This is a genomic window from Butyrivibrio sp. TB (genome assembly GCF_900110805.1).
GTDB lineage: Bacteria > Bacillota > Clostridia > Lachnospirales > Lachnospiraceae > Butyrivibrio > Butyrivibrio fibrisolvens_C.
The window spans coordinates 1-26,026 of sequence record NZ_FOER01000001.1 but is presented as its reverse complement, the minus strand read 5'-3'; the positions used below and the strand labels follow the sequence as shown (position 1 = coordinate 26,026).

General features: G+C 39.2%; 31 protein-coding genes. 4 read left to right on the top strand and 27 right to left on the bottom strand.

The annotated features are described in order from the left end of the window. The 13 genes from BMX21_RS19250 to BMX21_RS00095 form a co-directional block, all read right to left on the bottom strand. Complete coding sequence (locus BMX21_RS19250) at positions 1–156, bottom strand: hypothetical protein (RefSeq protein WP_177173859.1); 156 nt, start codon at positions 154–156, stop codon at positions 1–3. A gap of 254 nt (positions 157–410) precedes the next feature. Beyond that, on the bottom strand, positions 411–536 hold the full coding sequence (locus BMX21_RS19830; protein WP_022755683.1) for a hypothetical protein: 126 nt from the start codon (positions 534–536) through the stop codon (positions 411–413). Then, positions 524–1,036 carry an NUDIX hydrolase gene (locus BMX21_RS00135; protein ID WP_092039813.1) on the bottom strand — a complete coding sequence of 171 codons (513 nt, stop codon included), beginning with the start codon at positions 1,034–1,036 and terminating at the stop codon, positions 524–526. Before BMX21_RS00135 ends, BMX21_RS19830 begins: the two co-directional genes overlap by 13 nt. 20 nt (positions 1,037–1,056) lie before the next feature. Continuing rightward, positions 1,057–1,185, bottom strand: a complete 129-nt coding sequence (locus BMX21_RS19825) for an ATP-binding protein (protein ID WP_143057183.1) — start codon at positions 1,183–1,185, stop codon at positions 1,057–1,059. 276 nt (positions 1,186–1,461) lie between these two features. Beyond that, a complete protein-coding gene (locus BMX21_RS00130) occupies positions 1,462–2,232 on the bottom strand; it encodes a tyrosine-protein phosphatase (RefSeq protein ID WP_242952835.1) in 771 nt (256 codons plus the stop codon). Positions 2,233–2,305: 73 nt separating this feature from the next. Continuing rightward, the gene (locus tag BMX21_RS00125; protein ID WP_092039809.1) at positions 2,306–3,460 is read right to left on the bottom strand and encodes an AAA family ATPase; all 1,155 of its coding nucleotides are present in this window, start codon (positions 3,458–3,460) and stop codon (positions 2,306–2,308) included. A 480-nt stretch (positions 3,461–3,940) separates the two neighbouring features. Further along, on the bottom strand, positions 3,941–4,519 hold the full coding sequence (locus BMX21_RS00120) for a nitroreductase family protein (protein WP_092039805.1): 579 nt from the start codon (positions 4,517–4,519) through the stop codon (positions 3,941–3,943). Between the two features lie 178 nt (positions 4,520–4,697). Continuing rightward, on the bottom strand, positions 4,698–4,958 hold the full coding sequence (locus BMX21_RS00115; RefSeq protein ID WP_092039801.1) for a PHP domain-containing protein: 261 nt from the start codon (positions 4,956–4,958) through the stop codon (positions 4,698–4,700). Positions 4,959–5,037: 79 nt separating this feature from the next. Further along, the gene (locus BMX21_RS19820) at positions 5,038–5,163 is read right to left on the bottom strand and encodes a hypothetical protein (RefSeq protein WP_278303326.1); all 126 of its coding nucleotides are present in this window, start codon (positions 5,161–5,163) and stop codon (positions 5,038–5,040) included. Positions 5,164–5,189: 26 nt separating this feature from the next. Further along, positions 5,190–5,579 carry a GNAT family N-acetyltransferase gene (locus BMX21_RS00110; protein ID WP_242952840.1) on the bottom strand — a complete coding sequence of 130 codons (390 nt, stop codon included), beginning with the start codon at positions 5,577–5,579 and terminating at the stop codon, positions 5,190–5,192. A gap of 131 nt (positions 5,580–5,710) precedes the next feature. Beyond that, positions 5,711–6,160 carry a GNAT family N-acetyltransferase gene (locus BMX21_RS00105; protein WP_092039795.1) on the bottom strand — a complete coding sequence of 150 codons (450 nt, stop codon included), beginning with the start codon at positions 6,158–6,160 and terminating at the stop codon, positions 5,711–5,713. 111 nt (positions 6,161–6,271) lie between these two features. Then, complete coding sequence (locus BMX21_RS00100; protein ID WP_027206238.1) at positions 6,272–6,691, bottom strand: helix-turn-helix domain-containing protein; 420 nt, start codon at positions 6,689–6,691, stop codon at positions 6,272–6,274. Positions 6,692–6,768: 77 nt separating this feature from the next. Further along, entirely contained in the window at positions 6,769–7,851 is a 1,083-nt protein-coding gene (locus BMX21_RS00095; protein ID WP_242952834.1) for an acyltransferase family protein, read from the bottom strand. Positions 7,852–8,142: 291 nt separating this feature from the next. Here BMX21_RS00095 and BMX21_RS00090 point away from each other — a divergent pair, with 291 nt between their 5' ends. Next, the gene (locus tag BMX21_RS00090; RefSeq protein ID WP_092039788.1) at positions 8,143–9,015 is read left to right on the top strand and encodes a LysR family transcriptional regulator; all 873 of its coding nucleotides are present in this window, start codon (positions 8,143–8,145) and stop codon (positions 9,013–9,015) included. 39 nt (positions 9,016–9,054) lie between these two features. On the opposite strand, the gene BMX21_RS00085 is transcribed toward BMX21_RS00090, so the two are convergent. From BMX21_RS00085 to BMX21_RS00075, 3 genes are all read right to left on the bottom strand, one after another. Continuing rightward, on the bottom strand, positions 9,055–9,996 hold the full coding sequence (locus tag BMX21_RS00085) for a carbohydrate kinase family protein (protein WP_027204969.1): 942 nt from the start codon (positions 9,994–9,996) through the stop codon (positions 9,055–9,057). A 32-nt stretch (positions 9,997–10,028) separates the two neighbouring features. Then, entirely contained in the window at positions 10,029–10,358 is a 330-nt protein-coding gene (locus BMX21_RS00080) for a zf-HC2 domain-containing protein (RefSeq protein ID WP_022758719.1), read from the bottom strand. Positions 10,359–10,456: 98 nt separating this feature from the next. Next, positions 10,457–12,091: a class I adenylate-forming enzyme family protein gene (locus BMX21_RS00075; protein ID WP_092039785.1), complete on the bottom strand. Its 1,635-nt coding sequence runs from the start codon at positions 12,089–12,091 to the stop codon at positions 10,457–10,459. A gap of 206 nt (positions 12,092–12,297) precedes the next feature. Between BMX21_RS00075 and BMX21_RS00070 the strand changes: the two genes are divergently transcribed. Next, on the top strand, positions 12,298–12,591 hold the full coding sequence (locus BMX21_RS00070; protein WP_092040356.1) for a BrnT family toxin: 294 nt from the start codon (positions 12,298–12,300) through the stop codon (positions 12,589–12,591). Further along, positions 12,588–12,827: a CopG family antitoxin gene (locus tag BMX21_RS00065; protein WP_092039782.1), complete on the top strand. Its 240-nt coding sequence runs from the start codon at positions 12,588–12,590 to the stop codon at positions 12,825–12,827. Before BMX21_RS00070 ends, BMX21_RS00065 begins: the two co-directional genes overlap by 4 nt. A 49-nt stretch (positions 12,828–12,876) precedes the next feature. Here the strand turns inward: BMX21_RS00065 and BMX21_RS00060 are convergent, their stop codons facing one another. The 8 genes from BMX21_RS00060 to BMX21_RS00025 all read right to left on the bottom strand — a co-directional run bounded on the left by BMX21_RS00060 (position 12,877) and on the right by BMX21_RS00025 (position 21,469). Further along, complete coding sequence (locus tag BMX21_RS00060) at positions 12,877–13,380, bottom strand: hypothetical protein (RefSeq protein WP_092039779.1); 504 nt, start codon at positions 13,378–13,380, stop codon at positions 12,877–12,879. Then, positions 13,352–14,407: a glycosyltransferase gene (locus BMX21_RS00055; RefSeq protein WP_092039775.1), complete on the bottom strand. Its 1,056-nt coding sequence runs from the start codon at positions 14,405–14,407 to the stop codon at positions 13,352–13,354. The genes BMX21_RS00060 and BMX21_RS00055 overlap by 29 nt, the downstream gene beginning before the upstream one ends. A gap of 172 nt (positions 14,408–14,579) precedes the next feature. Further along, positions 14,580–15,899 carry a glycosyltransferase family 2 protein gene (locus BMX21_RS00050; RefSeq protein ID WP_092039772.1) on the bottom strand — a complete coding sequence of 440 codons (1,320 nt, stop codon included), beginning with the start codon at positions 15,897–15,899 and terminating at the stop codon, positions 14,580–14,582. A 129-nt stretch (positions 15,900–16,028) separates the two neighbouring features. Beyond that, positions 16,029–17,072, bottom strand: coding sequence for a glycosyltransferase family protein (locus tag BMX21_RS00045; RefSeq protein WP_092039768.1), 1,044 nt, complete (start codon positions 17,070–17,072; stop codon positions 16,029–16,031). A 57-nt stretch (positions 17,073–17,129) separates the two neighbouring features. Then, positions 17,130–18,122, bottom strand: coding sequence for a glycosyltransferase family 2 protein (locus BMX21_RS00040; RefSeq protein WP_027205224.1), 993 nt, complete (start codon positions 18,120–18,122; stop codon positions 17,130–17,132). A 16-nt stretch (positions 18,123–18,138) separates the two neighbouring features. After that, complete coding sequence (locus tag BMX21_RS00035; protein ID WP_092039764.1) at positions 18,139–18,759, bottom strand: SH3 domain-containing protein; 621 nt, start codon at positions 18,757–18,759, stop codon at positions 18,139–18,141. Positions 18,760–18,889: 130 nt separating this feature from the next. Further along, positions 18,890–20,662 carry an ArnT family glycosyltransferase gene (locus tag BMX21_RS00030; protein WP_092039761.1) on the bottom strand — a complete coding sequence of 591 codons (1,773 nt, stop codon included), beginning with the start codon at positions 20,660–20,662 and terminating at the stop codon, positions 18,890–18,892. A gap of 153 nt (positions 20,663–20,815) precedes the next feature. Continuing rightward, a complete protein-coding gene (locus BMX21_RS00025) occupies positions 20,816–21,469 on the bottom strand; it encodes a hypothetical protein (RefSeq protein ID WP_092039758.1) in 654 nt (217 codons plus the stop codon). Between the two features lie 474 nt (positions 21,470–21,943). Here BMX21_RS00025 and BMX21_RS00020 point away from each other — a divergent pair, with 474 nt between their 5' ends. Further along, positions 21,944–22,459 (top strand): helix-turn-helix transcriptional regulator, encoded by a 516-nt coding sequence (locus BMX21_RS00020; protein WP_022755962.1) that lies wholly within the window; start codon positions 21,944–21,946, stop codon positions 22,457–22,459. A 148-nt stretch (positions 22,460–22,607) separates the two neighbouring features. Here the strand turns inward: BMX21_RS00020 and BMX21_RS00015 are convergent, their stop codons facing one another. The 3 genes from BMX21_RS00015 to BMX21_RS00005 all read right to left on the bottom strand — a co-directional run bounded on the left by BMX21_RS00015 (position 22,608) and on the right by BMX21_RS00005 (position 25,877). Further along, complete coding sequence (locus BMX21_RS00015) at positions 22,608–23,672, bottom strand: ATP-binding protein (protein WP_092039755.1); 1,065 nt, start codon at positions 23,670–23,672, stop codon at positions 22,608–22,610. A gap of 251 nt (positions 23,673–23,923) precedes the next feature. Next, positions 23,924–24,142, bottom strand: coding sequence for a hypothetical protein (locus tag BMX21_RS00010; protein ID WP_022755965.1), 219 nt, complete (start codon positions 24,140–24,142; stop codon positions 23,924–23,926). Positions 24,143–24,146: 4 nt separating this feature from the next. After that, the gene (locus BMX21_RS00005; RefSeq protein WP_092039752.1) at positions 24,147–25,877 is read right to left on the bottom strand and encodes an IS1634 family transposase; all 1,731 of its coding nucleotides are present in this window, start codon (positions 25,875–25,877) and stop codon (positions 24,147–24,149) included. Between the last annotated feature and the right edge of the window lie 149 nt (positions 25,878–26,026).

The following is a 26,026-nucleotide window of genomic DNA, read 5'->3' as shown; positions in this document are numbered from 1 at the left end:
TCATACTCCCTTCGTTATTCTATCTTCAAGATGGATAATGAGTCTACCCTTACCCATAGCATCCTGATGCTGACCCTTTTGTAAAAGCTCTTCAAGAACACCTGCACAGGATGTACATATCTGTCTTGACGTTCTGTTCTTATCAAGATCTGCCACTCCTTTATTCTGTCATATTTTTTCAAAAAAATAAATATGTACTAATGTACATATTTTATCTTGTTTTCGTATACTTTTGTTTTTGTATCATTTTGGGAAAACAGGTATATAATTTTACATAAACCGATTTGTGAAGAGAACATCTAGGATTAAATCCATGTGAACATTCTATGCATTTTGATTGTGACTATTTTGTCCGAGATATACTTATCAATGTTTTCTATACCATCTATGGTTACAAGATTGCTATAAGTTCAGTCATCCATTGCTTCGAACGATTCCGGATAATATTCTGGATTGATGAACTCCAGAAGGATCTGTAACAGACTATCATGTATCTCACTTTGGGATATGAGGTTAACTTCTATTACTTCTCCCATATTACTTTGTCGTTCCTTTCATCGGTTACGATATGTTCTATACCGTTATGCTCTGACTGAAGGTAATCTTTCATGAATGTGGGAAAAGACTTGTATTTATCAAGGTCAGCTATAGGCAGCCAGTGCATCTTCTCTTCAACTCCCTGAGTTGTGCTGTGACTGTTGAGTTCCTTGGTTCCGCGAGGCTTCATAAGAAAATAAAAAGCAAGCTCATGGCAGTCAAGGCCCTTCAAAGCACCTTGGTTTTCATCAAAGAAATTCTCGTGAATGATCGCAAGGTGATCTATCTCATAATGGACGCCTGTTTCTTCAAATACTTCTCTCTTAACAGCATCCTCTGCTGTCTCGCCCATGTGAACTGCACCGCCGATTGAGTAGTAGTAATCGTCTATTGAATTACCTGCAAAAAGAACAGAGTCCCCCTCTACGATTATGGCTGCTGCCCTGTATCTGAACCATTTGTTGTCATTAGTAAATCCGCAGTTGTATTCTTTTTTCATACTTTATATCCTTTCAGTAATTACGCAGTTGTCTTACTAGGCTTCCGAGGCTTTGGTGTAAGAAGAGACGTTTTTCCTATATCGGGAAGAACGTCATATAACGACTTGTAATTCTGAATAGTTATTTTTTTAAGTTTCATTTTGCTCATTTAAATATGCTCCTTTCAGAGAAAAATACCTTATCTAAATCCGAATTAAGTATAACGCTTTTCTCAAATAATGCCATATCTAATTTTTGCATTATTCAATGTTTTAGCACATTCACACGTTTTTAAATGTATCTAAAATGGCATTTTTACCTTTATCTAAATAGATATTTAAATATCTGTTTATCTCCAAAAAGTCATCATCTAATTTACAAGAATACTAAAAAACTTACAGATCTGAATGTTTTAACCCAATCTGGAAGTTTATAATAATATTTTCTATCTACACATCTTAGTAACTATTTTAGCCTGAAACTCCGCATCAATCCCGATCTTTTCAAATAATTCCTGAACTGTACCATGACTTTCTTCGATAAGTTCGAAGAATCTGTACATATTGTTCTCGTTAGGTATGACGATGTTCATGTCGATATCAGGAAAGTTTTCGTGAATCATCTTGAATCGCTCTTCGTTATTGAGCTTAGTTCTCATATAGTCATAGACGATATCACTTTTCCTGACTCCGCACAGCCATAATAAAAGTGCTGAAGTTACGCCTGATCTGTCTTTTCCGGCGCTGCAGTTGAACATTACATTTGTTTTGGCATTTGCGATAGTCTTAAATACCTTTGCAAGATTCTCTGAATGAGCGATCTTGTAGTAGCTATCCGGCACAGCCTCTACACTTTCCGGGATACCGCTTCCTTCTTCGATTGGGATATCATGATAATCAAAGCCTTCCAGATTCGCAAGGCCGTGAGGTTTGCGTTCCTTTTCTTCGCTGTTCCTCATATCGATAATGGTGGTGATGCCATTGTCTTTCAGGAACTTAATATCTTTTTCCGAAGGGTAATTGGCAACGTCACTTCTTATCACACGGCCATACTTCGTGAGTCTGTCTGTGCCATCGATCCTGTAGCCGCCAAGGTCTCTTGTGTTAAGGGTAGTCTCGAGAAGTGAATAAGGCATATTATCCCAAGATGTGTCGTAACAAGTTATTAATCCCTTACCTTCTTTGAGAGCAGCAAGTTCTTTTTCACTTGATGCCATTTCAACTAGTTCCTCCTTACACCTTTCTATAAAAATGGTATGACTTTTTAAGAATTAACCAAAAGCCATCGTGTTAAACCCTTCGTTGTCTAACAACATCTATCGTTTTGGTCACGCCTCTATCTTTTTTTACAAAGTCAGAAAGGTATGGAATGCAAAACATGACTTTACCGCGCTCTGCAGCAGCAATAATACCGTGATCAATAAGATACGCCCTGTTTCTGCTAAGTTTACTTTGAGATACTCCCAAAGCTTTAGCTATTTCAGACGTTGAGCTAAGACGATCATCCCTCATGCACAAAGACATTTTTATCAGGTATTGTTTCTCATTTTCCGGAAGCTCTTCAAAAAGAGGAACAAGTGCTCTCTGTTCATATGCAAATAGCGCATTCTTCTCAGCTTCCAACAGCTCATCTTCAGTTACAGTATGCTTTTTATCCGGGTTATGATTATTGACCTGCAAGATCAGGTGATAACCAAGAAGTTGCATAATATATGGGTGTCCAAAACTGCTCTCGTTAATTCTATTCAAAAAGGTATTATCTATCTGTAGTCCTTTGATACCGGAGAACACTTTTTTAAGAGCATCTTCAGCTTCATCCCAGGTAAATAATCCGATTTCTTCATGTGATGCGCGTCTAAGATACGTACAGCCTTCATGCCTCGTAATATTTCCATATGCGTAAGGAAGGCCTGCAACCGCAAGCATGATATCATATCCTTTTCGTGAAGCCATCTGAAAGGCATTACAAAGAGATGAGACATCTTCAATTGGAACCTTTTGAATTTCATCCACTGTAACAAGTAAACCTTGTTTGGACTTAGCACATGCATCCAGAAGAATAGGCTGAAGAAGTTCTCTGCCAATACGCTTAGTTTTATAGACAGATCCTCCGCTGATTCCACCGCCAATTCCAAGCACGCTGACACTAGCCTGAGGACTAATAGTATTGGTCACCTCATCGTACCCGCTTAATTCATGCATCAGTTGCTCAATAGTATCTTCCGGACCAAGATCTATGACTCTTCTGTTTTTCTTACTAGCTCTTATAGATAATTGCTCTAATAAAGCAGTCTTACCACAACCTCGTGTTCCAGTTATAAATATCGCTCGCTCATCGCTTCCAGAATCGACCATGGCAAGGTCAAAAAGACCCAGGATTCTGTCTCGACCAAAAAACACATCCGGTTTGCCACCAAAAATAGGTGAAAATGGATTAGAAAACATGATAATACTTCCTTTCCATAAGTGTAATTGACAATCAATTATTATCTATATTTAATTTTATGCTTTTATGCAATTATGTCAAATATGTCAATATATCTGTTTTATGAATTTTATGTACTTGTAACCTTTTTATACACTTTATGTTAAGATGATGTTTTTATGTAATCAGATGAGTTTTATACATCAATGATAATTTCATGTATTATGCTAAGCAAATTGAAAATCCAACACTCTAATCCCTTATTTCTTTTGCTCAATCTCTAAAGTAACATCTTTGATCTCCAGAATTGAATACCCGTCAAAACAGCTATACCATGCAGCTTGTTGTTATTAAAAATTATTACCGTTCCATCCCCAGTAATGGGTTGTTGAATACTTGACATACTATTGCTCGCATAACTCCGTATTGCTTAACTCTTTTTTGAGCTGTGATTTCTTAATCTTTACTCCCCTCATGAGCACCCCCCATATTTGCACTCTTTATCTGATCAGGATATCTTCCAGCTTTCTTTCGGGAACATAATGTATATCATTTTCATCTCTGTAATACTTAGTACTGCCGTCGTCACTGGTATCTACAAGAACTACTTTTTCATCAGGCTTTCCAATAGCTATGATAAGCTGCGGTGACATTGTTTCGGGAAGTGACAACGCCTTATTAAGTTCTTCCTTGTCAAAATTGCCAAGCATACATCCTCCAAGGCCTTTTTCAACAGCGCCAAGTAGCATGGTCTGTGCAGCAATACCAATATCCATCTTTGCAGTTTCTTCGTTCTTGCAGATATCCTTGTCTACGCAGACTACGATGTAGGCATTTGGATATTTTCCTTCATGGGGCAAAGTAATATTTGTCAGCATCTTGGCCCATCTGGTTAAGGAATTAAGAGCATCTATTTCACTACTATCAGTAACGATCCTATATTTCAGCGGCTGAAGATTTGCTCCTGATGCAGTGATTCTTGCCATATTTATAAGGTCTTTGAGATCTTCTTCAGATATAGTGAAACCTTCCTTATAGCCTCTGTAACTTCTGTTTTCTTTTACCAAGTCATAAAGCATTGCTTTTCCTCCCATATAGTGTTATGCAGATACCAAACTGCTAAGTGCCTCAAAAAGCTCTGGCTGCTCATCTTTCATTCGGATAGGTCTTCCTTCACGATTTAAAAATGCATGTGAAGATGTACCCTTGCATACAGTCTTCAAGTCCAAATTTGATTTTTACAGGATACTCTCTTTCTCATACTTTCTCAATAAGTTCCAGATACTCACTGTAATTCTTTTTGCCAGCTTTTCTTTGAAACCAGTCATTAACAAAATCACTACTAGCGCACACAGTATTATACATGGGTGCAAACTCCTTAAACATGTAGTTATGTTCGAGAAGCCTTATCTCATCAAGCTCCATTTCTACAGCTTTATCAACAAACTTCTGTATCCAGTCAAGTGTATAATCTCCATACTCTATATGATAAAATTCACGGATTTCTTCTTTTTCCATTATCTCCTATTGCTCCAATTCTTTGATGTCTTCCTCAGTTAGCACCTGGAGTTTTCTATAATTCCTATTCCCCTAATTTTTATTCTTTTGATAATGTCAGTATCATATCCGGAAGGACAACTGTACGCCCATAATCATACTGATTCTGCTGTTCTTCATTTCGTCCAACCAGTGCAGCTCCTGATGCAGAATTATCCGAGGCCACAAGCAGTGCTATACCAGGTTAGGGGTCTACAGATTTTTCATAAAAAATCTGTTCATGGTACTATGAACCACCTCTTTAGGACGCACTATCTCTTTATAACCTTTCTTTTCATAGATATGGATAGCGGCCTGAAGGTTATTATGAGTCTCCAAATATGAAGCTTTGTACCCTGCTTCTCGCATCTTGTCTTCAATGAAATCTATCATTTCGTAGCCAAGTCCGGAACCTTTTGCCGAACCTGTAAGATATAGTTTTTGTAGTTCAGCGGTATCTTTCATCGGTTCAAATCTATCATATCCTATTCCACCAATGACTTCACCTATATCATCTTCAATGACGTAGTACCTTCGCTCATCATTGCCATAATAATCACTAAGGTGGTCTAGTCCCTCATCGAAATATACCGTTCCGGGAATATCAAGATTAAACTGTTTTAAATTATTCCTGACAAGCGCTGCAACTGCGGCGTTATCAGACTCTGTTATTTATCTGTATTTAGGCATAGGCATATTCATTCCTTAATAGTTGATATCTGATCATATTTACCTCAACTCTTTTTTATATCGAATCGGTATATAAATACCTCTCGCTTTCCTTCTGCATACATTTCATTGTCTTCAGGTATGTCAGTTTTTTCAATAAATTTACCTCCGGCAAGTTCACATGTTCTTGAAGAAGCTGCATTAGTAGGATCACATGTGATGATCAGATAATCCAGATCATGTTTTCTTGCCTGTTTAAAAAGAAGTTCGCATGCTTTAGCTGCATAGTGATGTCCTCGATATGGCTCATCTATGCTGTATCCAATGTTTCCACCAATATAAGTCTTCTCATTATGACCGATGCGAAGATCGCACTTTCCAATCTTGGTTCCGTCTAAAAGGCATATATCAAAATAATATGTGGGAAGCCACTTTTTCTCAGGCTGTGCCTCACATGTCTTTTCAAGTTGTAAACATATTTCTTGGGTTTTCAAATCAGAAATGTCATAGAACATATCAGTCCTCCCGGAAGCTTTATTATGTGAAGCCTCACACTACTAAAGTCGCGTGAGGCTTCACGGCATCTTTTAAGTAAATAGGGTAGTCGATGGGAACGGTTCTGTGAATCACTTCAGTTTTTCAATCATACCGGCTAAAGCCAAAAAGCTTTCAGATTTGACTAAGGCAATTCCCTGTCCTTCATCTCCAAGGACAACCAGCTGGTCTCCGGGAGAGATATCAAACAGCTTTCTGGCTTTGGCGGGAATCACTATCTGGCCCTTATCTCCCACTGTTACAAGGCCAAAGAGGTGCTTGCCCTTAGGCGGAACAGCGAATCCCATATTGTCCTCAGGCTCGTAATTGGCAAGGTCATCTAAAGACACTCCGAAAATATCCGCAAGTTGCTTGCATTTATCAAGATCAGGAATGCTCTCTCCGGCTTCCCATTTGGCAACGGATTGCCTTGTGACTCCGAGCTTTTCTGCAACATCCTCCTGAGTCATCTGTGAAAACTTTCGCAACTGAACCAGATTATCCTTGAACATTGTTTATTTCTCCTCGTATATTATGTAATGGCAGGACTGCTCAAAAGTCCTGCCATATCGGTCGGAACCATTCCAAATCATGACTTCGTCATGATGGTTCCTCCTTTCTTAATTCCCAGCACTGCCCATCTGAAAAACGGTATCCGTGAAATGATGGCATACAGGCCATATCCGAAAAGAAATCCCGCTGCAAGACTTAAAATGTAGCATGCAGGCGCAGGCAAGAGCCCCGGCTTTGCAAATATAAGAGCAACAGTAGATATTCCAAGGTAATGGAATACGTATAGTCCGAAACTGTGAGCTGACATCCATTTGGTAAAAGAGCTGGCAGAGTCGCCAAAGCGTGCCATTTCGGCCAGCATTGCCAGCGATCCCACGTATGCATCAAGCGCATATAAGAAGCCTCTGTTGATCGGCTTGTCTGCATAATTATCGCCGAAATTCATAACTGCGAATACAACACATATAGCCACTGCTGCCACTATCAAAGGTACTGCTATCTTCTTCAGTTTTTCGATCACTTCATCATTTGAAAAAACGAAATAACCAAGCATAAAGAAAACAAAATAAAATGCGATTCTGTAAACAGAAACAATAGGAGTATTAAGAATCTGCGCTGCACCCCAGATTGGAAAAACAAACAGTGCGATCAGCCACAGAGGAGTTTTAGCACCGGCAGCCAATAGCTTTCCTTTTTCAATCTTTCTTATAACCACAAGTAACACGCAGTATATCCACAGAAGATGCATGTACCAGAGCACTCCGCTTCCGGAGGCAACCATTATCAGATAGATAACCGGTTTTGGAACTCCCGCTGACGCAAGTCCTTCAAATCCGCCTCCAAGCGACATGCTCACATACCCTTGAATGAATTGAAATACAAAAAGACCTATAGTCGATGGTACCAGTAGTTTTAAAGATCTGGACTTTATGAACTCCTTATCCGAATGTGAATCCAAAGACAGTCTGGCACTTATTCCGGAAACTACAAAAAGAACCGGCATAAACCACGGATATACAAGATACTGATATATGTCGTAATACTGAACCGAAAGATTTGTGATCTTTCCAAGACCGCCAAGAACACCCTCAGCGTTATACATGTAAAGCACATGATAGATCACAACGATAACGACAGTAGTCCAGCGAATGTTGTCCAAATAGTGTTTCCTCATACTAATCCCACCTTTGCAATTTATTTTAACATAATTTTATTGCTCTAATAAGTATGAGTCCACCAATCAAAATTAACATTTAAGAAGCATTTGTGTTAAGAATTGTTGCTTTAGTTTTCCTTCAGATTGTACCTCCATCAATAATCATCCATCTTTATTGCTCCTTCCAATTTCAATACCAAAGCCTTGACCTGTTTTTCGCTAATGAATAAAATAAATATCATGATATGCTTTTTAGGAATATCACATCATCCGTCTCTATCGAAAGGAGTTTTTATGGAAATCAGGAATCTCAAGTACTTTCTTGCAGTCGCAAGGGAAGAGAATATGTCAAAGGCCGCTGAGCAGCTTCATGTTTCCCAGCCTACTCTTTCAAAGACACTCAAGGCTCTGGAAGAAGAGCTCGGTAAAAAGCTGTTTGTCAGGCACAGCTTCAGTATTTCACTTACAGATGAGGGAATGCTTTTGCGCGATCGTGCTCAGGACCTTGTAGCCATGTCAGATAAGATAGAGCAGGAATTTAATACTCTGGATGATATTACCGGCGGCGATATTTATTTTGGACTGGCTGAGAGCTATCAGATTAGATATCTGGCCAGAGAGATTTATAAGTTAAAAGAAAAATACCCTAATTTCACTTATCACATAACCAGCGGAGATACTGAGCAGGTTACAGAGAAGCTAGACAAGGGCATTCTTGATTTTGCTGTGCTGTGCGAAACACCTGACAGCAATAAATATGAATTTGTAAAATTCCCTCAAGCCGATGTATGGGGCGCAATAATATCTGCATCACATCCGCTCTCCAAGAATAAAACCATCAGAGTTTCCGATCTTGTGGGACAACCTCTTTTTGTATCTGAGCAAAGCTGGAATAACGAGATCAAAGCCTGGGCAAAAGACAGATTCTCTGAGCTTAAGCTTGAAGGATCATTTAGGTTATCCTACAACGGTAGCGTATTTGCAAGAGAAAACCTTGGTATACTTCTCACCTTTAAAGATCTGATCAACACGGAAAAAAGTGACCTGGTTTTCAGGCCACTCTCTCCAAAACTGACTTCCGATCTTTATCTTATATGGAACAAGTACCAGACTTTTACACCTATTGCAGAGAAATTCCTGGATCAGATCAAGAAGGCATTTGATTAGTATACGCGAAAGGCTTCCTCATCACCATAAATCCTGAAATCATTCAAAATCCTTGATCATAGACGCGTCTATTCCGAACTCTTCCGGAAGGAATCTCGGGCATACATTCTCTTTGGTAGCAATAACAGATGCTGCAAGTCTTGTTCCTATCTCGCAGGATTCTCTGAAACTCTTGCCATATGTAAGACCGATGGCTACACCTGCAAAGAAGGAATCTCCTGCGCCGGTAGTATCTGTAACTACAACCTGCCTGGACTTAACATATCCGGATTCACCGTCACAAGTAGCATATACAGAGCCCAGCTCTCCGAGAGTTATTACCATCTTCGGAATCTGAGAAGCCTTGAGCTTGCATACAAGGATCTCACGCAGCTGCTCCGGATCCATATCATCATATACATCAGAAAAGAATATTCCGGCTTCCTGCTGATTGCAGACAAAGCATGCACAGTTCTTCAGAAGATCTCGCCTTTCTACTGCTATAGTCATATTCGAAACTACAGCATATACCTTCTTGTCATACTTTTGTGCAAGAGCAAAAACTCTTTTAAGAATATCTTTTTCCATATCGAACTCAATGATGATACTGTCGGCATCTTTGAAGATCTCATCACCCTGTTCATCGAGGATTCTTGCGATCTCGCTTAGATCGGGACGCTTGGAAATCGATGCAACAACATCACCTGAGTTATCAAATATAGCAAGCCAGGAGCCAAGCCCGTCCTTGACTTTCCTGATATATTTGGTGTTGACCTTATGGTTTTTGAGCTTATCAACAACATCAATGCCGATACCTGTCTCGTCAACAAGTCCTACAAATGTGGGTCTTAACTCAACATTGGCTATATCCTCTGCTATGTTACGGCTTACTCCTCCATGTACCTGTACTACATTACCTACATTTCTCCCACCGGCAATATACTGCATGGAAGGATAGCCCTTAATATCAACAAAAACAGCGCCAATTACAACAATACCCATATTTACCTTAATTCCTTTCGTACCCTTAGGGGTTAAAACAAAATACGAAGCGTGAGCATAAAAAGTGCCACGGTTTCTGCCACTACTATTGCTCGCAGGATCCATGAAAATCTTTCGAGTCTGTAGAGCCTGTTCAGACGAGCATGCGCCTTTAAAAGCTTTTTGTCAAGTTCTCCAGCAAGGTTGAATTCATCGCCCATACTAAGGCTCTGAAGGCCCCTGCCTACCAGAAATTGTATAGTAAGCTCTTCTCTGCAATCAGGACAACTGTCGATATGCTCCAAGAACTCAGCAAGTTCCAGATTTTCAATAGATTCGTCAAAAAAAGAGGGAATACACCGCTCTGCTTCCTTGTGTGTCATAACTGTCTTCCTTCAGGTCATCATCAGGCAAAATAGGTAAATTCAAAACTATCTACAACTATCCTGATCTTATAGTATAAGACCGGATATAAGTTCTATCAGCTCCTATTCTCCATAGCGACAAGATTCTCAGCACCATGCATCTTTCTAAGCTTTGGTTTTTCTATCTTGCCTGTGGCATTACGTGGTATTTCTTCGAAGAAAATGGTTTTAGGTCTCTTATATCTTGGAAGACCCATGCAATACTCATTGATTTCTTCTTCTGTACATATCATACCATCTTTTACTTCAATTATGGCAGCAGTTTTTTCTCCAAGTCTTGGATCAGGAATTCCGATAACTGCTACATCCTTGACTTTATCGAAAGTTCTTATGAAATTCTCAATCTGAACAGGATAAATATTCTCTCCGCCACTGACTATTACATCCTTCTTGCGATCTACAAGAAAATAAAATCCGTCCTCATCCTGCATAGCCATATCACCCGTATAGAGCCAGCCATCTTTTAAGATCTTGGCAGACTCTTCCGGATTGTTATAATAACAGGTCATAACGCCGGGGCCTTTGACGCACAGTTCTCCGACATCGCCCTTTTCAACTTCTTCATCATCTTCATCAACTATCTTGCACTCCCAGCGATATCCAGGTATGCCGATAGCGCCAACCTTATCGACGTTCTCAACTCCAAGGTGTACGCATCCGGGGCCGGTAGATTCAGAAAGGCCGTAATTAGTATCATACTGATGATCAGGAAAATATTCAAGCCATCTTTTGATAAGTGATGGCGGAACAGGCTGTGCTCCGATATGCATAAGCCTCCACTGTTCAAGATCATAATCATCAAGGCTAAGTCTGCCACTGTCAAGAGCATCCAGAATATCCTGTGCCCACGGAACCAGCAGCCATACGATCGTACACTTCTCGCTAGATACTGCAGATAATATAACTTCTGGCGTAGCACCTTTTAAAAGCACAGCTCTGCTGCCTGCAAACAAGCTTCCCATCCAGTGGAACTTGGCTCCTGTATGATATAGAGGAGGTATACATAAAAAGACATCGTCTCTTCCCGTTCCATGGTGCCTTGCTTCCATCTCTGCTGCCTGCGACAGACTCAGATGCTTATGAAGGATTGCCTTCGGGAATCCTGTTGTTCCTGATGAAAAATAGATCGCAGCAAAGTCATCATCTGTAAGAGGAAGATGCGGCGACTTAGAAGAACAGTCGGCAACAAGCTCTCTATAACTCTCTGCAAAACTCGGACAATTATCACCTACATAGAAAAGAAGACGTCCCTTGGAAAGACGCTCTGCATATGACTCTATACGGCCTATGAATTCAGGTCCGAATACTATAATGTCAACTTCTGCAAGCTCTGTACAATACAAGATTTCTTCTGCATCGTATCTGAAATTGAAAGGGACTGCTATAGCACCTGTTTTTAACACGCCAAAATAAACAGGAAGCCACTCAAGACAGTTATACATTATGATAGCAACTTTATCATTTTTCTTAATGCCCCTACTAAGAAGCAGATTAGCAAATCTATTGGCCTTCTCATCAAAGACCTTCCATGTGATCTGTCTTCTGTAAGGCTCAAACCTTGTTGGCTCTATAAGATCATACTCTTTCCAGGATATACGTCTGGTATCGGCCATCTCCGGATTAAGCTCTACAAGAGCGATCTCGTCCGGATATAATTTTGCATTTCTTTCAAGAAGTTCTGTAACTGGCATAGCCTGTGGTCCCCCTTTGACCTCATAATATTTGATGATGCGTGAAAAACATATATGAAGAAGATTCTTTTGAAAAAAAAGATTTTCTTTTTCGCTTTAACGCTTCAACGTATTATATTTAAAGTATCACATATACGGTCAAACGTCAATGTCCGTTTGCTTTCTCTATACTTGAAAAGTATTGACTATGTATGTATAATATATGTATGGAAGAATTAAGTTTTGAATGGGACGAGAACAAAAACGAAATAAACAAGAAAAAACACGGCGTTTCTTTTGAAGAAGCCAAGACTGTATTCTATGATACATATGCCCTTTGCGAATTTGATGACAACCACTCCGATACCGAAGAACGTTTTAGGATTCTCGGAGTCAGTAAACGTGGTAATGTTCTTATAGTTGTTCATTGTATCAGAAGTAAGAATACAATCAGAATTATATCTTCACGTAATGAAACCACTAGAGAACGCGAAGGCTATGAAAGGAGTCGATACATATGAAAAAGATAGATGATGATGATGAATTTTTAGAAAAAGAGTTCGACTTTAGCAAAGCAGTAAGAAATCCATATGCAAAAAGATTGCATAAAAAAATCACTATGAACATAGATGTAGATGCTCTTGATTATTTTAAAACACAATCTTCTGCATCCGGAATCCCCTATCAGACATTGATCAATCTGTATCTTGTCGATTGTGCTACATCTAATAAAAAATTGGAATTAACCTGGAAGTAATATCTACGTAACGTGTTCAAAGCGGTCTGCCAAGGCAGACCGCTTTGAGTTATAGTAAACGAAATCTTATCATTATCCATATGCAATATTTTATACTTCGCCAAAGCCATTTATAATCTCTACGCATCACAGCACACTTCCTATCTGCAGGCTGGTAGAGGATTACATATCTTCTCCTATAGGGCTTCCAGGGAGAGTCCAGGGGAGTGACTATACTTGTACTCCTATATGTGGGAAGAAGCCAGCCATTTATCGATATCATCTTCCATATACCGGATTCATACTTTTTATGGTCATAGTATTCCCTTAGCTGATCCGGTGTTATCACTTCATTGTATCTGTCCGCAAGCTTCTCAAGTTCAAGTCTATGCCTGTCACTTATATTAAGATCACATATAGACTTAAAAGGCACAATAGTTTTATAAATCTCAGATACCTCTTTATGCAGAGCTTCAATATCTGTATCCCTCAGCCACTGTATACCTTTCATATAGTCTATGACCGCCTTATAGATAAGCTCGATATCACCAGGCGCCGTACCTGTCCCTCTCATGCTCGGTTCCAGTCATCCACAGTGCCGCAGCATTCTCATAGCTTCTCATATCAACAAGAGGATGCTCATTAACTATCCTGAAATTCTCAAACCATTCTCCTGCCGCGTGCTGTATATATCTATAATCTCCACGAAAAAGAGCTCCGCCTACAGATATCATTGCATATTCTTTTTTCAAAAAAGAAAGAAAACCATAAAGCCTTGTAAAAAGATCCGGATCAAAAACAGCATCATCATCCATCATTAGAAGGTGAGTCAGTGACAGCTCTTCTCTCCTATTCATAGCTTCTATCATGCCACGGCTAAATCCTCCGGCACCGCCGGTATTATCATTAGGAATAACTTCTATATTATTGGTAGATGCTACAAGATCCGTAAACTCCTTACAATCTCCAAGAGACTTGCCATTATCTATGATAAAGACATGAATATGCCCGGAAGCCTCGGGAGTATCAGACTCCGTCATAGAACTGTTATTGTCTTTAAAGCCGGGCTCTATACCCAAAACATCGGAAGCTTCTGCCCTATCACCTTCTATCCATCTTATTAAAGACTTCATGTTACGAAGGACATACTGCTCGCGCTTGTAAGTACATATGTTAAGGCCAAGATTTACCGGATTACACATCTGACTACTACGCCCTTCATAAAAGCCCTCAACATATGTTATGTCTGAGTGCAAAGTTTTTTCCAAGCATCGCCTAAGCCTGAACCAGAACACTCCCTTGTCATACTGCGTATATGGGTATGCAAAGCGTCCTTCTATGATACCGCTTCCGGCGTCCATGTCCTTCTTTAGATCTATGCTCCTTATCACTTCCCTGTCATGCATAAGCTCCAGCACATCGTAGCCCGAACATTCAAGGACCAGTTCAAGCGAATCTATGAATGTATACTTTTTATGTTTTTCTATATAGAAAAGGTTGAAATAGCCATCATACAGATCGAAGATGTCATCTTGATGAAAATACAGCTCCGGTTCATTACATATATCCGTTGATGGATGCAGAATAGTCTGAAGATTCATGGCAAACCTCTAATTTTTTCACTATACCCCTTATTACCGCAAGCAAAGAAAGTGACTGATAGTTCAAATTCGTGTAACTTGCGACACCAATTTAGTTTTTAAAACAGGGCATTTTCAAACTTTACTCGCAGTGCAAAATGCTGTTCAGTATATATCAAGATAAATTGTAGGATCAAAGTATTCTTTGAAGTGTACTCTGCATTACATGAAGCATATATAACCCAAATGGGCTCTTCATCCTTGCAACAAATACTACAGCTTTAAGCCTTGGCTCAAGTACTTTAATATCAATATTATCAAAAGCTTCTGCATACTCTTTTATATCCATAGTATTTCTTGCAAGCTGTAACTGATGCTTTAGATCATAAGGGCTCATTGGACTAAAAAAGCATAACCTGCATAGTATTGCAAAAGACTTGATAACACGTGCATAGTAAGCAATGTATAAAGCTTGATAATCCATGCCTTCACATTCTGATCTATCTATATGATCATATTCCGTACTATCTTTATTATCATTTTCTGCCTTGAAATCAGATTTATACTTAATATATTTTTCTTCCTCGAAATCAGCTCTATACTTATTATATTTTTCTGCCTTGAAATCAGATTCATCACAATTATCTGATTTCTCCACTAACTCATTATTATCATAACTTTTTCCGAAATCATGACTCTTTCCTCCGCTTTTTACACTTCTGATGTCCTCTCCTATCATCTTAAATACTTCAAGATCTTTTTTGATCCTATTCGGGTCATATTTATTAGTTATAGATTTTCTATTGAAACAGTAATGATAAAGTTTTTTATGAAGGTATGCGACTTTTGGAGAACATCCGAATGCAAGATAGTTGAATGTCATATCATCAAGTGTCTTAAGCTGCTCCGGAAAAATCAGATTATTGTCATTAAGAAAACTCTTTTTATAAAGCTTGTTCCAAGGGGCAGCTATTGCGATATCACTTTTATGGGTGGACTGATACTGATCTTTAATATGCAGATTAGGACTATAACGCAGCATATAAGGATATAGAATAGCGCATCTAAGATTCATGATATGATCCTGCTCTTCAATGATCATACTGTCATCTGCAAGGACAAGAGGCTCTTTTTCTCTGACAGCATCAAACATGACAATATCTGCATCCGTCGTCTCTGCGTACTCGTAAGAAGCCCTGCAGTAATCAGGTGATACATAATCATCCGGATCAACAAAAGCTATCCACTTACCTACAGCGCAGGAAAGACCTGCATTGCGAGCTGCTGCCGGGCCTTGATTGGACTGATGTATCACTTGAATGAAGATGCCGCCAATCTTATTAGCATTTGCCGCATAAGTTCTGCATATGGATAGCGAGTCATCTGTCGATCCGTCATCTACAAGGATGATCTCGATATCTGACAGCGTCTGCGACAAAAGGTGCTGCATGCACCTGTCAAGATAGGTTTTAGCATTATATACAGGAACTATTACAGATACCTTCACTCCCATATCGAACCTCAGTAATATTAGAAAATAACTCAGCCTTCCTGCTTAGACAGTGCAGCATCACCAAAGGCTTTGCTCTGCCTAAGCGGAAAGGTGTCAGGAAAAAATCCACGCACAGACAGCGCTGTTAAATTACTGTTTCCACCCAAAAGTCTCGATGGCTTTAGAAAGCGCTTCCGAATCTCCCCTTCGAACAAAATGGTGATTCTCATCCTCTATGAAGATCTCATGATTAGCCCTGGAATCTCCCAGGATCATCTTCTTGTTCATAGCTTCGTATATGAATGCCTTGCCAGGGATAGTGCGATCCTGTTTGCCATCGCCATCTGCAAAATGCCCTGCAAGACACAGATCCGCTCTCCGTATCCTTTTGGCAAGATCCACTTGAGAAAGCCAAGGCATTATATCTATACTCGAATATCTCTCAGCTATATGTTGTAAGGCACCATCAAGTCCTCCTATATAAGTCATCCGAATGTCCCTGCCTTCATACTTTCTTGCCAGAATCAGATAAGCTTCTATAACAACATCTATTCCCTGTAAAGGAAGCCCTGTACCAAAATATAGCACTTCAAAAGTTCTCTTGTCCTGAAGATATTCAGCTTCTTCTGTGGCCAGATACGTCTTCTCATCTTCAAGAGATGCCTTATAGATAGATGAATCTGCTTCTAAGTAAAAAGGTTCTATATCGCTACGTCTGTATCCAAGAATCTCTAATCCAAAGAAATCAGCATCAGCTTTGGTATCTGTCAGTACGTAATCTGCTTCTTCAAGTACTTTCCTGTCTAGAGATTCAAGATATCCGGATAAAGGATTGCCTGTACCTATGTACTTTCTGTCAAGTACTACAGTGTCATATAAAGATAAAAAGAAATCCGCAACAAACAAAGGACTACTCGTTCCGGCCTTTTTTCTGATAAACTTCCAGATAAGCTGCGGGAGGAATCCTACTATTATCACATCATAATAAGTAAGATCGATATGCCTTAGCCTACGCCTTAGATCGAATACTCTGGATATAGGACCAGCCTTCTCAGAAGATATCACAAGACTCTCCAAAGCGTATTCCAAAAGGACTCTTCTAAACTGGAGAGTCCTAATATAATCAGCATTCTTGACTGTAATATATATTACTTTACGTCCTCTTAGAATCTCTGTCAGGCGAGAAGGTATCATGTGCGCCTCATCAAAATCAATTATTATGCCTCTATCTATCTGAACAAATCATATGATTCACCTGTAATAGATCCTGCACTTTTCATGCTCATGTATATCAGCCTGCTTGACACCATCGTAGTACATCTTTCTGGTATGATACTGGGTATCCTGCAAGATCTTGCGGTTAGCCGTAATCGTATCTCCCAGTATTCCTATCATCTGACACATAGCGCCTATGATGATCAAGGTACATCCAAGTATCAGAGACTGTACATGTCCGGCTCCACCATATTTCGCAAACAGATATATGAATCTGATCCATACTATAAGCCCCGGAATAATCGGAAACAAAGACAGGAACTGGAAGAATTTTAAAGGTTTATAAATAAGATACGCTCTTAATATAGTGAGCATTGAAGTTCTGACATAACCCCACATAGTATGGGCAAGCCTTGATGGCCTTAGAGTTGGATTGACCCTTATGGGCACTGATACTATCGGAATCTTCTCTCTTCCCGCCTGCACTATTGTTTCCAGCGTATAGGTATAATCATTAACAACATTTAGTTTTAGAGCTGCTTCTCTGGAAAAAGCTCTAAAACCCGACGGAGCATCCGGAATCGTAGTCTTTGATGCCTGACGTACAGCCCAGGAGCCGAGGCGCTGCAATTTTTTCTTGAGAAAAGAAAAATTCTCATTCTCTTCGATTGGTCTTTCACCAATCACGATGTCAGCACGTCCTTCAAGGATTGGTTCTATGAGCCTTGCAATATCATCGCCGCAGTACTGATTGTCAGCATCGGTATTGACGATTATATCAGCACCATTTTCCAGACATACATCAAGCCCTGTCATGAAGCCCTTGGCAAGCCCCTTGTTTTGGGTGAAATTAACGATATAATCAACTCCCCAGTCTCTTGCAACCTGCGTAGTCTTATCAGAACTTCCGTCATTGATGATCAGGTATTCGATCTTATCAATGCCATCAAGCTCCTTGGGAAGGTCATCAAGAGTTGTGATAAGAGTATTCTGTTCATTGAAACATGGAATCTGAATTATCAGCTTCATATAGATGCCCTGGCTCCTACGATTTATCTTCTTTCGTTTTTTCTTCCTTTGTACTGCCTTGTTCAGATGTACTTTCATCAGCATTCTTACTACTAAAAGCAGTCATCACACTTACCCCTATCATGCACATGCACAAGACAACCAATACAGTTATCCATATGACTGTATTTCTTTTGGTTTTTCTTTTTTGTTCCAATGTGTCTTCAAGGATTTCATTATAGGCTTCCTGCTCTTTAAACTCTTCATGCAAAGCCTTATTACTTTCTTCTTTGGCTTTCTTTGCAGATGATGCAAGAGATGCCGCATTAGGGTTAACAGATACCCCTGTAGCAGAATCCGGCACATCAGTTCCATCTATGGCATATTTAGGGACATATTGCGTCGTATCCTTGAAATATATAACATAGAAATCACCATCCTCTCCTGTTACAAAAACAGTATCTCCAATATTAAGATCCCTTATCTTCTCAGAATCCATCGAAGGTTCCCTGTATGCGCTTGTCGGTGATACTATCATGTTAACTTCACCACTTATAGACGCATATGAATTTATATATAGAGATATAGGAGCAAGGAGCGAGTATACAGTCATCACTATCGATATAATCTTTTTTATCTTATAAATATATATATTCAAAACGAATTCCCCTCTTTTTTGGTATGTTTAAAGTAGTTCCAATTCTATAAGATGAGGCAGGTGTCAAAAGGAACTTTTGACACCTTATGTCTAACGGATTGTTTCGTTTCTAGGAAACAATCACATAAGACTATTCATTGAAATATAGTTTTAGATGTCCGTAGTATATAGCCGTATCATATTTGTCTCTAAGATCTGCATCGAGCGGCGTATCCGCATCCGTAATGATTATCGCATCGTGCGGAAATGCACTTATAAAAACGTCTTCTACCTCCGCATCAATTACATCAATAACCTTATCTCTTAGTCCGAACTGAACAACTTCTATATACGGGATGCCGCCTTTAAAGATATGTATTATCTGCCTGTCGGGATCTGCTTCTTCAAGTCTTTCAACTTTGTCTGTCAGCTGAACATCTGTATATACATAAGGCTGAATAGAATACATGAACTTGTTGCAAGTGACAACTGATAATGCCAATTGGATCACTATTAAACAGGCAAGCACCATGGATTCACCCGTTCTACGGGCTATCAAAACTATAAGACATACCACCCATGACAAGATCACACCGAATATAACTGCTCTTATAAGGAACGCCTTAGCATCTGTATCCTGATAAGACAACATATAACTAACACCCGCCATGGTAAATCCCTGAAGTTCGCTCATTCCGGTATTATTCCTACTGATAACGATCAGAATAGGAATCATTAGCAAAACGTCTGCCGCAGATATGATGCCTGTGATGATAACAGGGTGCTTGCCATAATACATGGCATATATACCGTATATAAGCAGCACCGGAATCAGCATATCTATATATCTACCATGAAGTAGCAGATCAAGCCTTGCATTATCAGGTGACGGAGAATCTATCAGGTATACAAGAGCAACACCTATCTGCAATAAAACTGCCAGAAACATATATATGCCAAAAAGTGCCCTGCTCTTTGAACCTCTTTTCCTAAGAGATTTTATGCTTTTTATAAATAGTGATGTAACAGCTGCTATTCCCCACAATCCCAGTCCATAGGAAGCAAGGCTTATATAAAGGACTTTGCCGGAGATATTTTCAAACATGTATTGCATACCCTGGGGAGTGAAAAGTTTTAATATCTTCGGTAATTGCCCGTTATAATCATTCCAATTGATAGTATCTTTAGAACTGAAAGTATAAACTTCCGATACTATATGACTTTTGATCACAAAGCTTACAGCAAAACAAAATGCTACAACTGCTATAAATATCAATATGCCCATTCTGATCTTGCGACTGCCGCAGCTAAAAGCCCATACCAGAAGCGTCACCATTATCGCTATAACAGTTCCTATCATTCTCATATGAACCAGATATGCATACATGGAACATGCTGCCAGAAGGAGTCCATTTATGATCCCGGGCTTTTTTAAAAACCTGTACATCAAAAAAGATACCAGCACGAACAAAAACAATATGAGGCTCTCTGACATAGTACTCTGCGAATACAAGGACCAGGCAGGATACATTACACAGGCCGCGCTAATTATCGCAGCGGCGCCCTCAGCCTTACTTTCACTCGCAATATTTCGTACAGAACAGATAAAAAAATATATAAGCCATACAGCTGCAATGCTCAAAGCAAAATTTATAAATATTGCTGCCCTGTATGCTGTTACTGCGTTTTTGAAAATATTAAAGATTATATATAAAATCAGGCTGTACCCATAAGAATAGTACGAACCAATAGATGTCACCTGCGACCAGTCATATCCGCTAAGTCTTGCAGCAGGTGACCAGTAGCCAAACTCATCCGGATAGGCCCAGAAACTGTAGATACCACCTAATCCGCCAAAACATATACACAGGATGATAATAGATATAAAAACAAGAAATCGTCTGGATTTTAGATTTGTTCTCAAGGACTTTCCCTTTCACGGAGCTTTTTTTGCATAATAATAAAACTCATATAGTACGCTGGATCAAAGTACCTCTTGAAACATATATATTCTATCAGTATTGCTAAAAAAATGCGGAGCAGCTTGCGATACTGCCCCGCGTTGTGCCTTATGTGATCAGATTACTACTATGAAATATGTGAAATGTCCGTTAGAAGGTGTGAAAGAAACAACTGTTCCATCAACAGTAGCATCAAGAACTGTTGTATCACCGCCATCAGCTACCTGGATAACCTTAACGGTTCCAGTAGGAGCTTCTTTAAGAACAGCCTTAGCTGTTCCGCCGTTCTTAAGTGTGATATCAGCATTAATAGCATCACCAACTACTGTTCCGCCGATAGCTGCTGCAGCTGCATTAGCTGAATCAAATGCCATAGGAGATTCTTTTGCAGTCTTAGAAAATACTGTCTGCTTATCGCCTGCGGTCTTACCATTTGCTGAGTTAAGGATGAAAGCCTTAATAGTCTTGGAATTCGTTACATCAACTGTTCCTGCTACATCACTCTTAAGGGTCTTGCCGGCAACAACTGCTGTTGTACTTGCAGCTGTCTTCTCAGCCATAGTCTTATTGAGCTTCTCTCCTGCTGACTCCTGCTCTGTCTGAGTAGACTGAGTAGACTGTGTTGTCTGCTGTGTTGTCTGCTGTGTTGTCTGCTCTGCTGTCTTGGTCTGCTGAGCAGTCTTAGTAGCAGCACTAGCCACCATAGGTACTACCATGATTGTTGCTGCCATGGATACAGCAAGGAATCTCTTTACGAACTTCATGTTCATATCGTCTTTTCTCCTTTCAACATTAAACGTTTAGGTTGGGGATAATATAAGCGATGCTTCATATTTACTTTCGCAATAAGCAAATATGATAACCGCATACTTATATTTTACGATATTTAAAATATTAATCAACCCTAATTTGATATTTAGAATATCATTTTACTGTTACATTTATATTTATCGGACGATATTGCAGAAAGTTAATTATATTATCATATAAATTACATTAGATATTCTTAATATCTTTGGGCTTTGTATTTTTCTATATCATGATAGAATTTTATTGTTTTATAAGTCCTCAACATCCCTATTTTTCAACAATTTGAATATTGTTCAGTCTACTTAGACTATAGTTAGACTGCTTGAGCACGTTAAGATTTTTTAGGCTTTATTTTTTATTACATTAAGCCATATCTTTTTTGACTTCTATTTTATTACACGAAGCCGTATCATTTTTTATATTATGGAGAGAATATGTCAGAAACCAGATTTTCAGTATACTTAAGGCTATTGAGAGAATCCCATGGACTCAAGCAGAAAGATATTGCTAATAAACTCGGGATTACCAGAGCCACTTATTCTCACTACGAGAACGCAAGATTAACTCCACCAGCTGATGCATTCTACAAAATCGGCAAGATATACAATGTACCGATCGAGAAGCTCATACGCCTATCTCTGATTCCTCTTGATCCTGATTCCGATCCGGATTTTGATCCGGAGATATTGTCATTGAATGACGATCTGTTTATGGATCCAAGCAATGAGAAAAGGCCTCCCAGTGATTATGTTGAAGTGATCCAAAAGATGTCAGATATGCATAACGATTTTCTGATGGCCATGAACAATACCTCTAAGAACTCCATGGTCAAGGAACTCAGAACTATCGACAAAGAACTCATATTCTACTATCACAGACTTCCTGAAGATATGCAGCAAGTAGTGATCGATCTGCTGCGCAATATTCTGGTAAGGTCTTCTGATACCTGAAATGAAAATTTATATATGAATCAAAAAACTCCTGATGAATGTAGTCTTGTACCTTACATCAGGAGTTTTTAAACACTCTATAGTAGTGATCTTTTAATTTTTTTACGTTTTCTTCCGGGCCATCTTTGTATAAATCATAGATACCATTTCAAATACAGTATTCTTTTATATATTCACCAAAGTACGGCAATGCAAGACCAATGTATGAATGTCTTGTATTAACTATTCCCCTTTTAATAAGTCTATCACGATAAACGGAATAATTGCCGACTTTTTCCATCATCTTCATTACTTCATCTCTCTTATACTCGGATTTATTTCTAATGAGAATTGCCAATTCTCTGTCGCCTTCTGACATTTCTTCCCAGATCTTCTCATATGCATATGCATACAGTTCTGACTTAAGTTGCCCTACGATATCCTCAAATTCTTCTTTATCTCCATTCCGAAAATACAAAACTCCAAGTTCCTGAAATGCATATGGATATCCTTTTGTGATTGCTGCAAGTTCTTTAGCTTTAGAAAGATCTACGTTAAGCTTATCCTTATACATTTCAGACATTTTTATATTGTTTAGAGGGACTGTCTTAATGGTTGTAGCCCTTCTAAAGAACGTGAGATTCTTAACATTACTCAGCTGTTCGATATTCTCATAAAGTCCGGTACATACAAGATATATTGAATATCCGGCTCTTAACCACTTACCATACTCTGATGCAAAGACTATCATATCAGGTGTCTTTGAAACTTCATCAATTCCAATAAGGATTTTCTTACCTTGAGAAGTTAGCTTTGCAAGCATATCATCAAGTTCTACGCCTATATCAAAAAACTCACTATTCTTTTCTTTCGTAACGCCTATACTGCCTCCGGCACCAAGAACACTTCCAGATACATTCATACTTACACTCTTGGGTTTATCTTTTATTATTTTTTCTTTATACATGAATGATGCTAGTTGCTTGAGCATATCTCTGGCAGGAGTCAGACGGCACACTATCCAGCCTTCTTTCTTCCAGTCATCTGAAGATAATTCTTCCTCTATCTTGGCAAGCAGTACAGTTTTACCAGAGCCTCTTACCCCTGTTATCTTGTATACAGACTCAGATGGATTATCGTATCTAAAATTATCGATTATCTCCATCTCCTGCTCTGTAGGTATATATGTGTAATTTGGCACTTTACTGAATGTAGTGGTAAAAGGGTTTTGCATGATATCCACTCCTTTTTGATCACTTGATTGATGATTTTATAGTTTTTTATACTTCATGATTGCTTTTATAGTTTTTTATACTTTATGATTTCTTTTATGGTTTTTTATACATTTTTATACTTGTACTAATATTTTATACTTTTTTATACTTTTTAACAAGTTGTTATCTGTTAACTTCCTATCTTTTTAACTCTCGTCGTCACTTCCGGTAAATCCCCTCAAAAAATCTCTTAATGCAGGGTTGATGATTTTTAATCCTCCTCATCAGCGTCCCCATTCATGAATTCTATGATCTCTTTCAGTGACTTTTTACTCTTCTCGAAAGCCTTCACCAGTTCCTTGCTCTCAAGTTCCCTGCGCTTTGTTATGAGCTTGTCCAGTTCTTTAAGCTCTGCTTCATATCTGTCTTTTGCCTTAAATACTGCCTCTTCCTGTTTCTTGATTCTATCGTCTAAACTTGTTCTTGCCATGATATCAGTCCTCCCTCTCTGCATTTGCCTTAACAATTACATTCTTTAGATCTTCTCCGAGTGCTCTTCCCAGCGTCTTTATGTCTGCTGCATTCATCCCGAATGCTTTCAGTATCGCTTTCTGGGTAGCACTTACTGCGTGATCTATCCTGTATGTATTGTCAGAGGACTTTATCATCTCTATCTTTTCAAGTTCCTTAAGTGCGGCTGGAACTGTCATGTAATTCTCTTTCTGTCCACTCTCCTTTACTTCATCCTTAAGGCATGTATATATCTTATTACGTATGATAAGAGCTATGAACTCTATGAAAAGCTTGGTCTCCAGAGATTCATTTCCATAAACCCTTTCTGCCCTTGCTCCCATATATGATTTATCTCCGCGGAACAGTTTTTCGGAAACATCCCTGCTCTTATACAGGTTTATTGCTTCTTCCGCTGTCATGGACTCTGATGTGATAAGTACAAAGTATCCACAGAGTGCAATCTCCCTGTCTATGACATCAGTGCGTTCGCGCCATGCAAGGAGTCGTTCATCTTCCTTGCCCTTATTGTAAATCTCAAGTTTAAAGTATTTCTCAATGTTTGGACTTGGGGGTATCTTCTTGCCCCTGTTCTTTTCAAGAAACTCGACTATCCTGTCTATCTTTCTCTCTACATTCTCGCGTTCTGCTGCATGTTTTCTGTCATTGTAGTATATGTGGAAATATCTGTCCTTTTCATCCGAAGGGAACAGTTGCATCTTAACTGTCATTCCATTGACTTTATAGGATCTTATGCTGTTTGCCCTGCTCTGCTCAAAACTGCCTCTATGTTTTAAAACAAGCTCACTCACAAGGTCCTTCATGCCCTTGACCATAATCACAAAGCCGTAGCCGTGGTGATCCATGTAGTGAATGTTTGCCTCACTAAAATATCCCCTGTCGAGGATGAATCCTATATTTTTATAGCCATAGCCTTCCACCTTTTCCAGCATGTACTGAAGCTGTGACACGTCATTGATGCTACCCGGATAGTCCTCATAGAAAAGGGGCTCATTGTTGTTCCTGTCATATGCTATCGCATAGTTGAAAATCGGCTTATCCTGCTTATCCTTTTCATGTCCGATCTCAGCAAGATCTATATCACCTGCCTGGCAGTGCTTATTGGTTGAATCATAAGAAACATAAATCTTTGATCTGTGATCCCGGTTCTTATTCCATTCATTAAGGAAAGCAATCCTTGCATCAGTCATGTCCTGGCCAAGGAAGTCTGAAATCTTTGAATCACTATAGACATGCATCCCTTTTGTAAAGAGAGGATGCTTATAAGCATAGTCAGGATAATACTGACCGGCATTGTTCTCAGTTAGAATGCTATATGCAGCAAGATCAAGAAACAGTCCGGCATCCTTGCCAACAATACGATTAACCATCTCGTCGATATGATAACTGGCAATGATCTTCCTGATTACAAAAAATGCTCCAACATTCAGGCAACTGCTGCGGCTGGTATCCCCTTCCAGTTCTTCAGGGATCTCTATATCCGGAAAGAACTTCATGCAGTTAGCATTAGGATACATCATGTCAAGGTGCTCATCATCACGTCTTCCGATGGATGTGGTCTTGGGGACGGAATACTTCTTGACAGGGTCATACTTTCTCTCATACGCATAGTACACGTAGGTAGTTCCCTTGATGTTTTTTATTGTGATACCGTTTTCCCCAGTCGGTATCTTCACAAGGAAATTCATATACATGGCAGCCTCCATAGAGATGTAATTACTTCTCTATTATCTTACCATGTTTCCCACTCAAAATCAAGTGAAATCCGCATAAAATCTGGTTTTTTCCAATTTCTCCACCTCTCAATTTGGCTGCCGAGAGTTAATTATCGCGGAAGTTCACA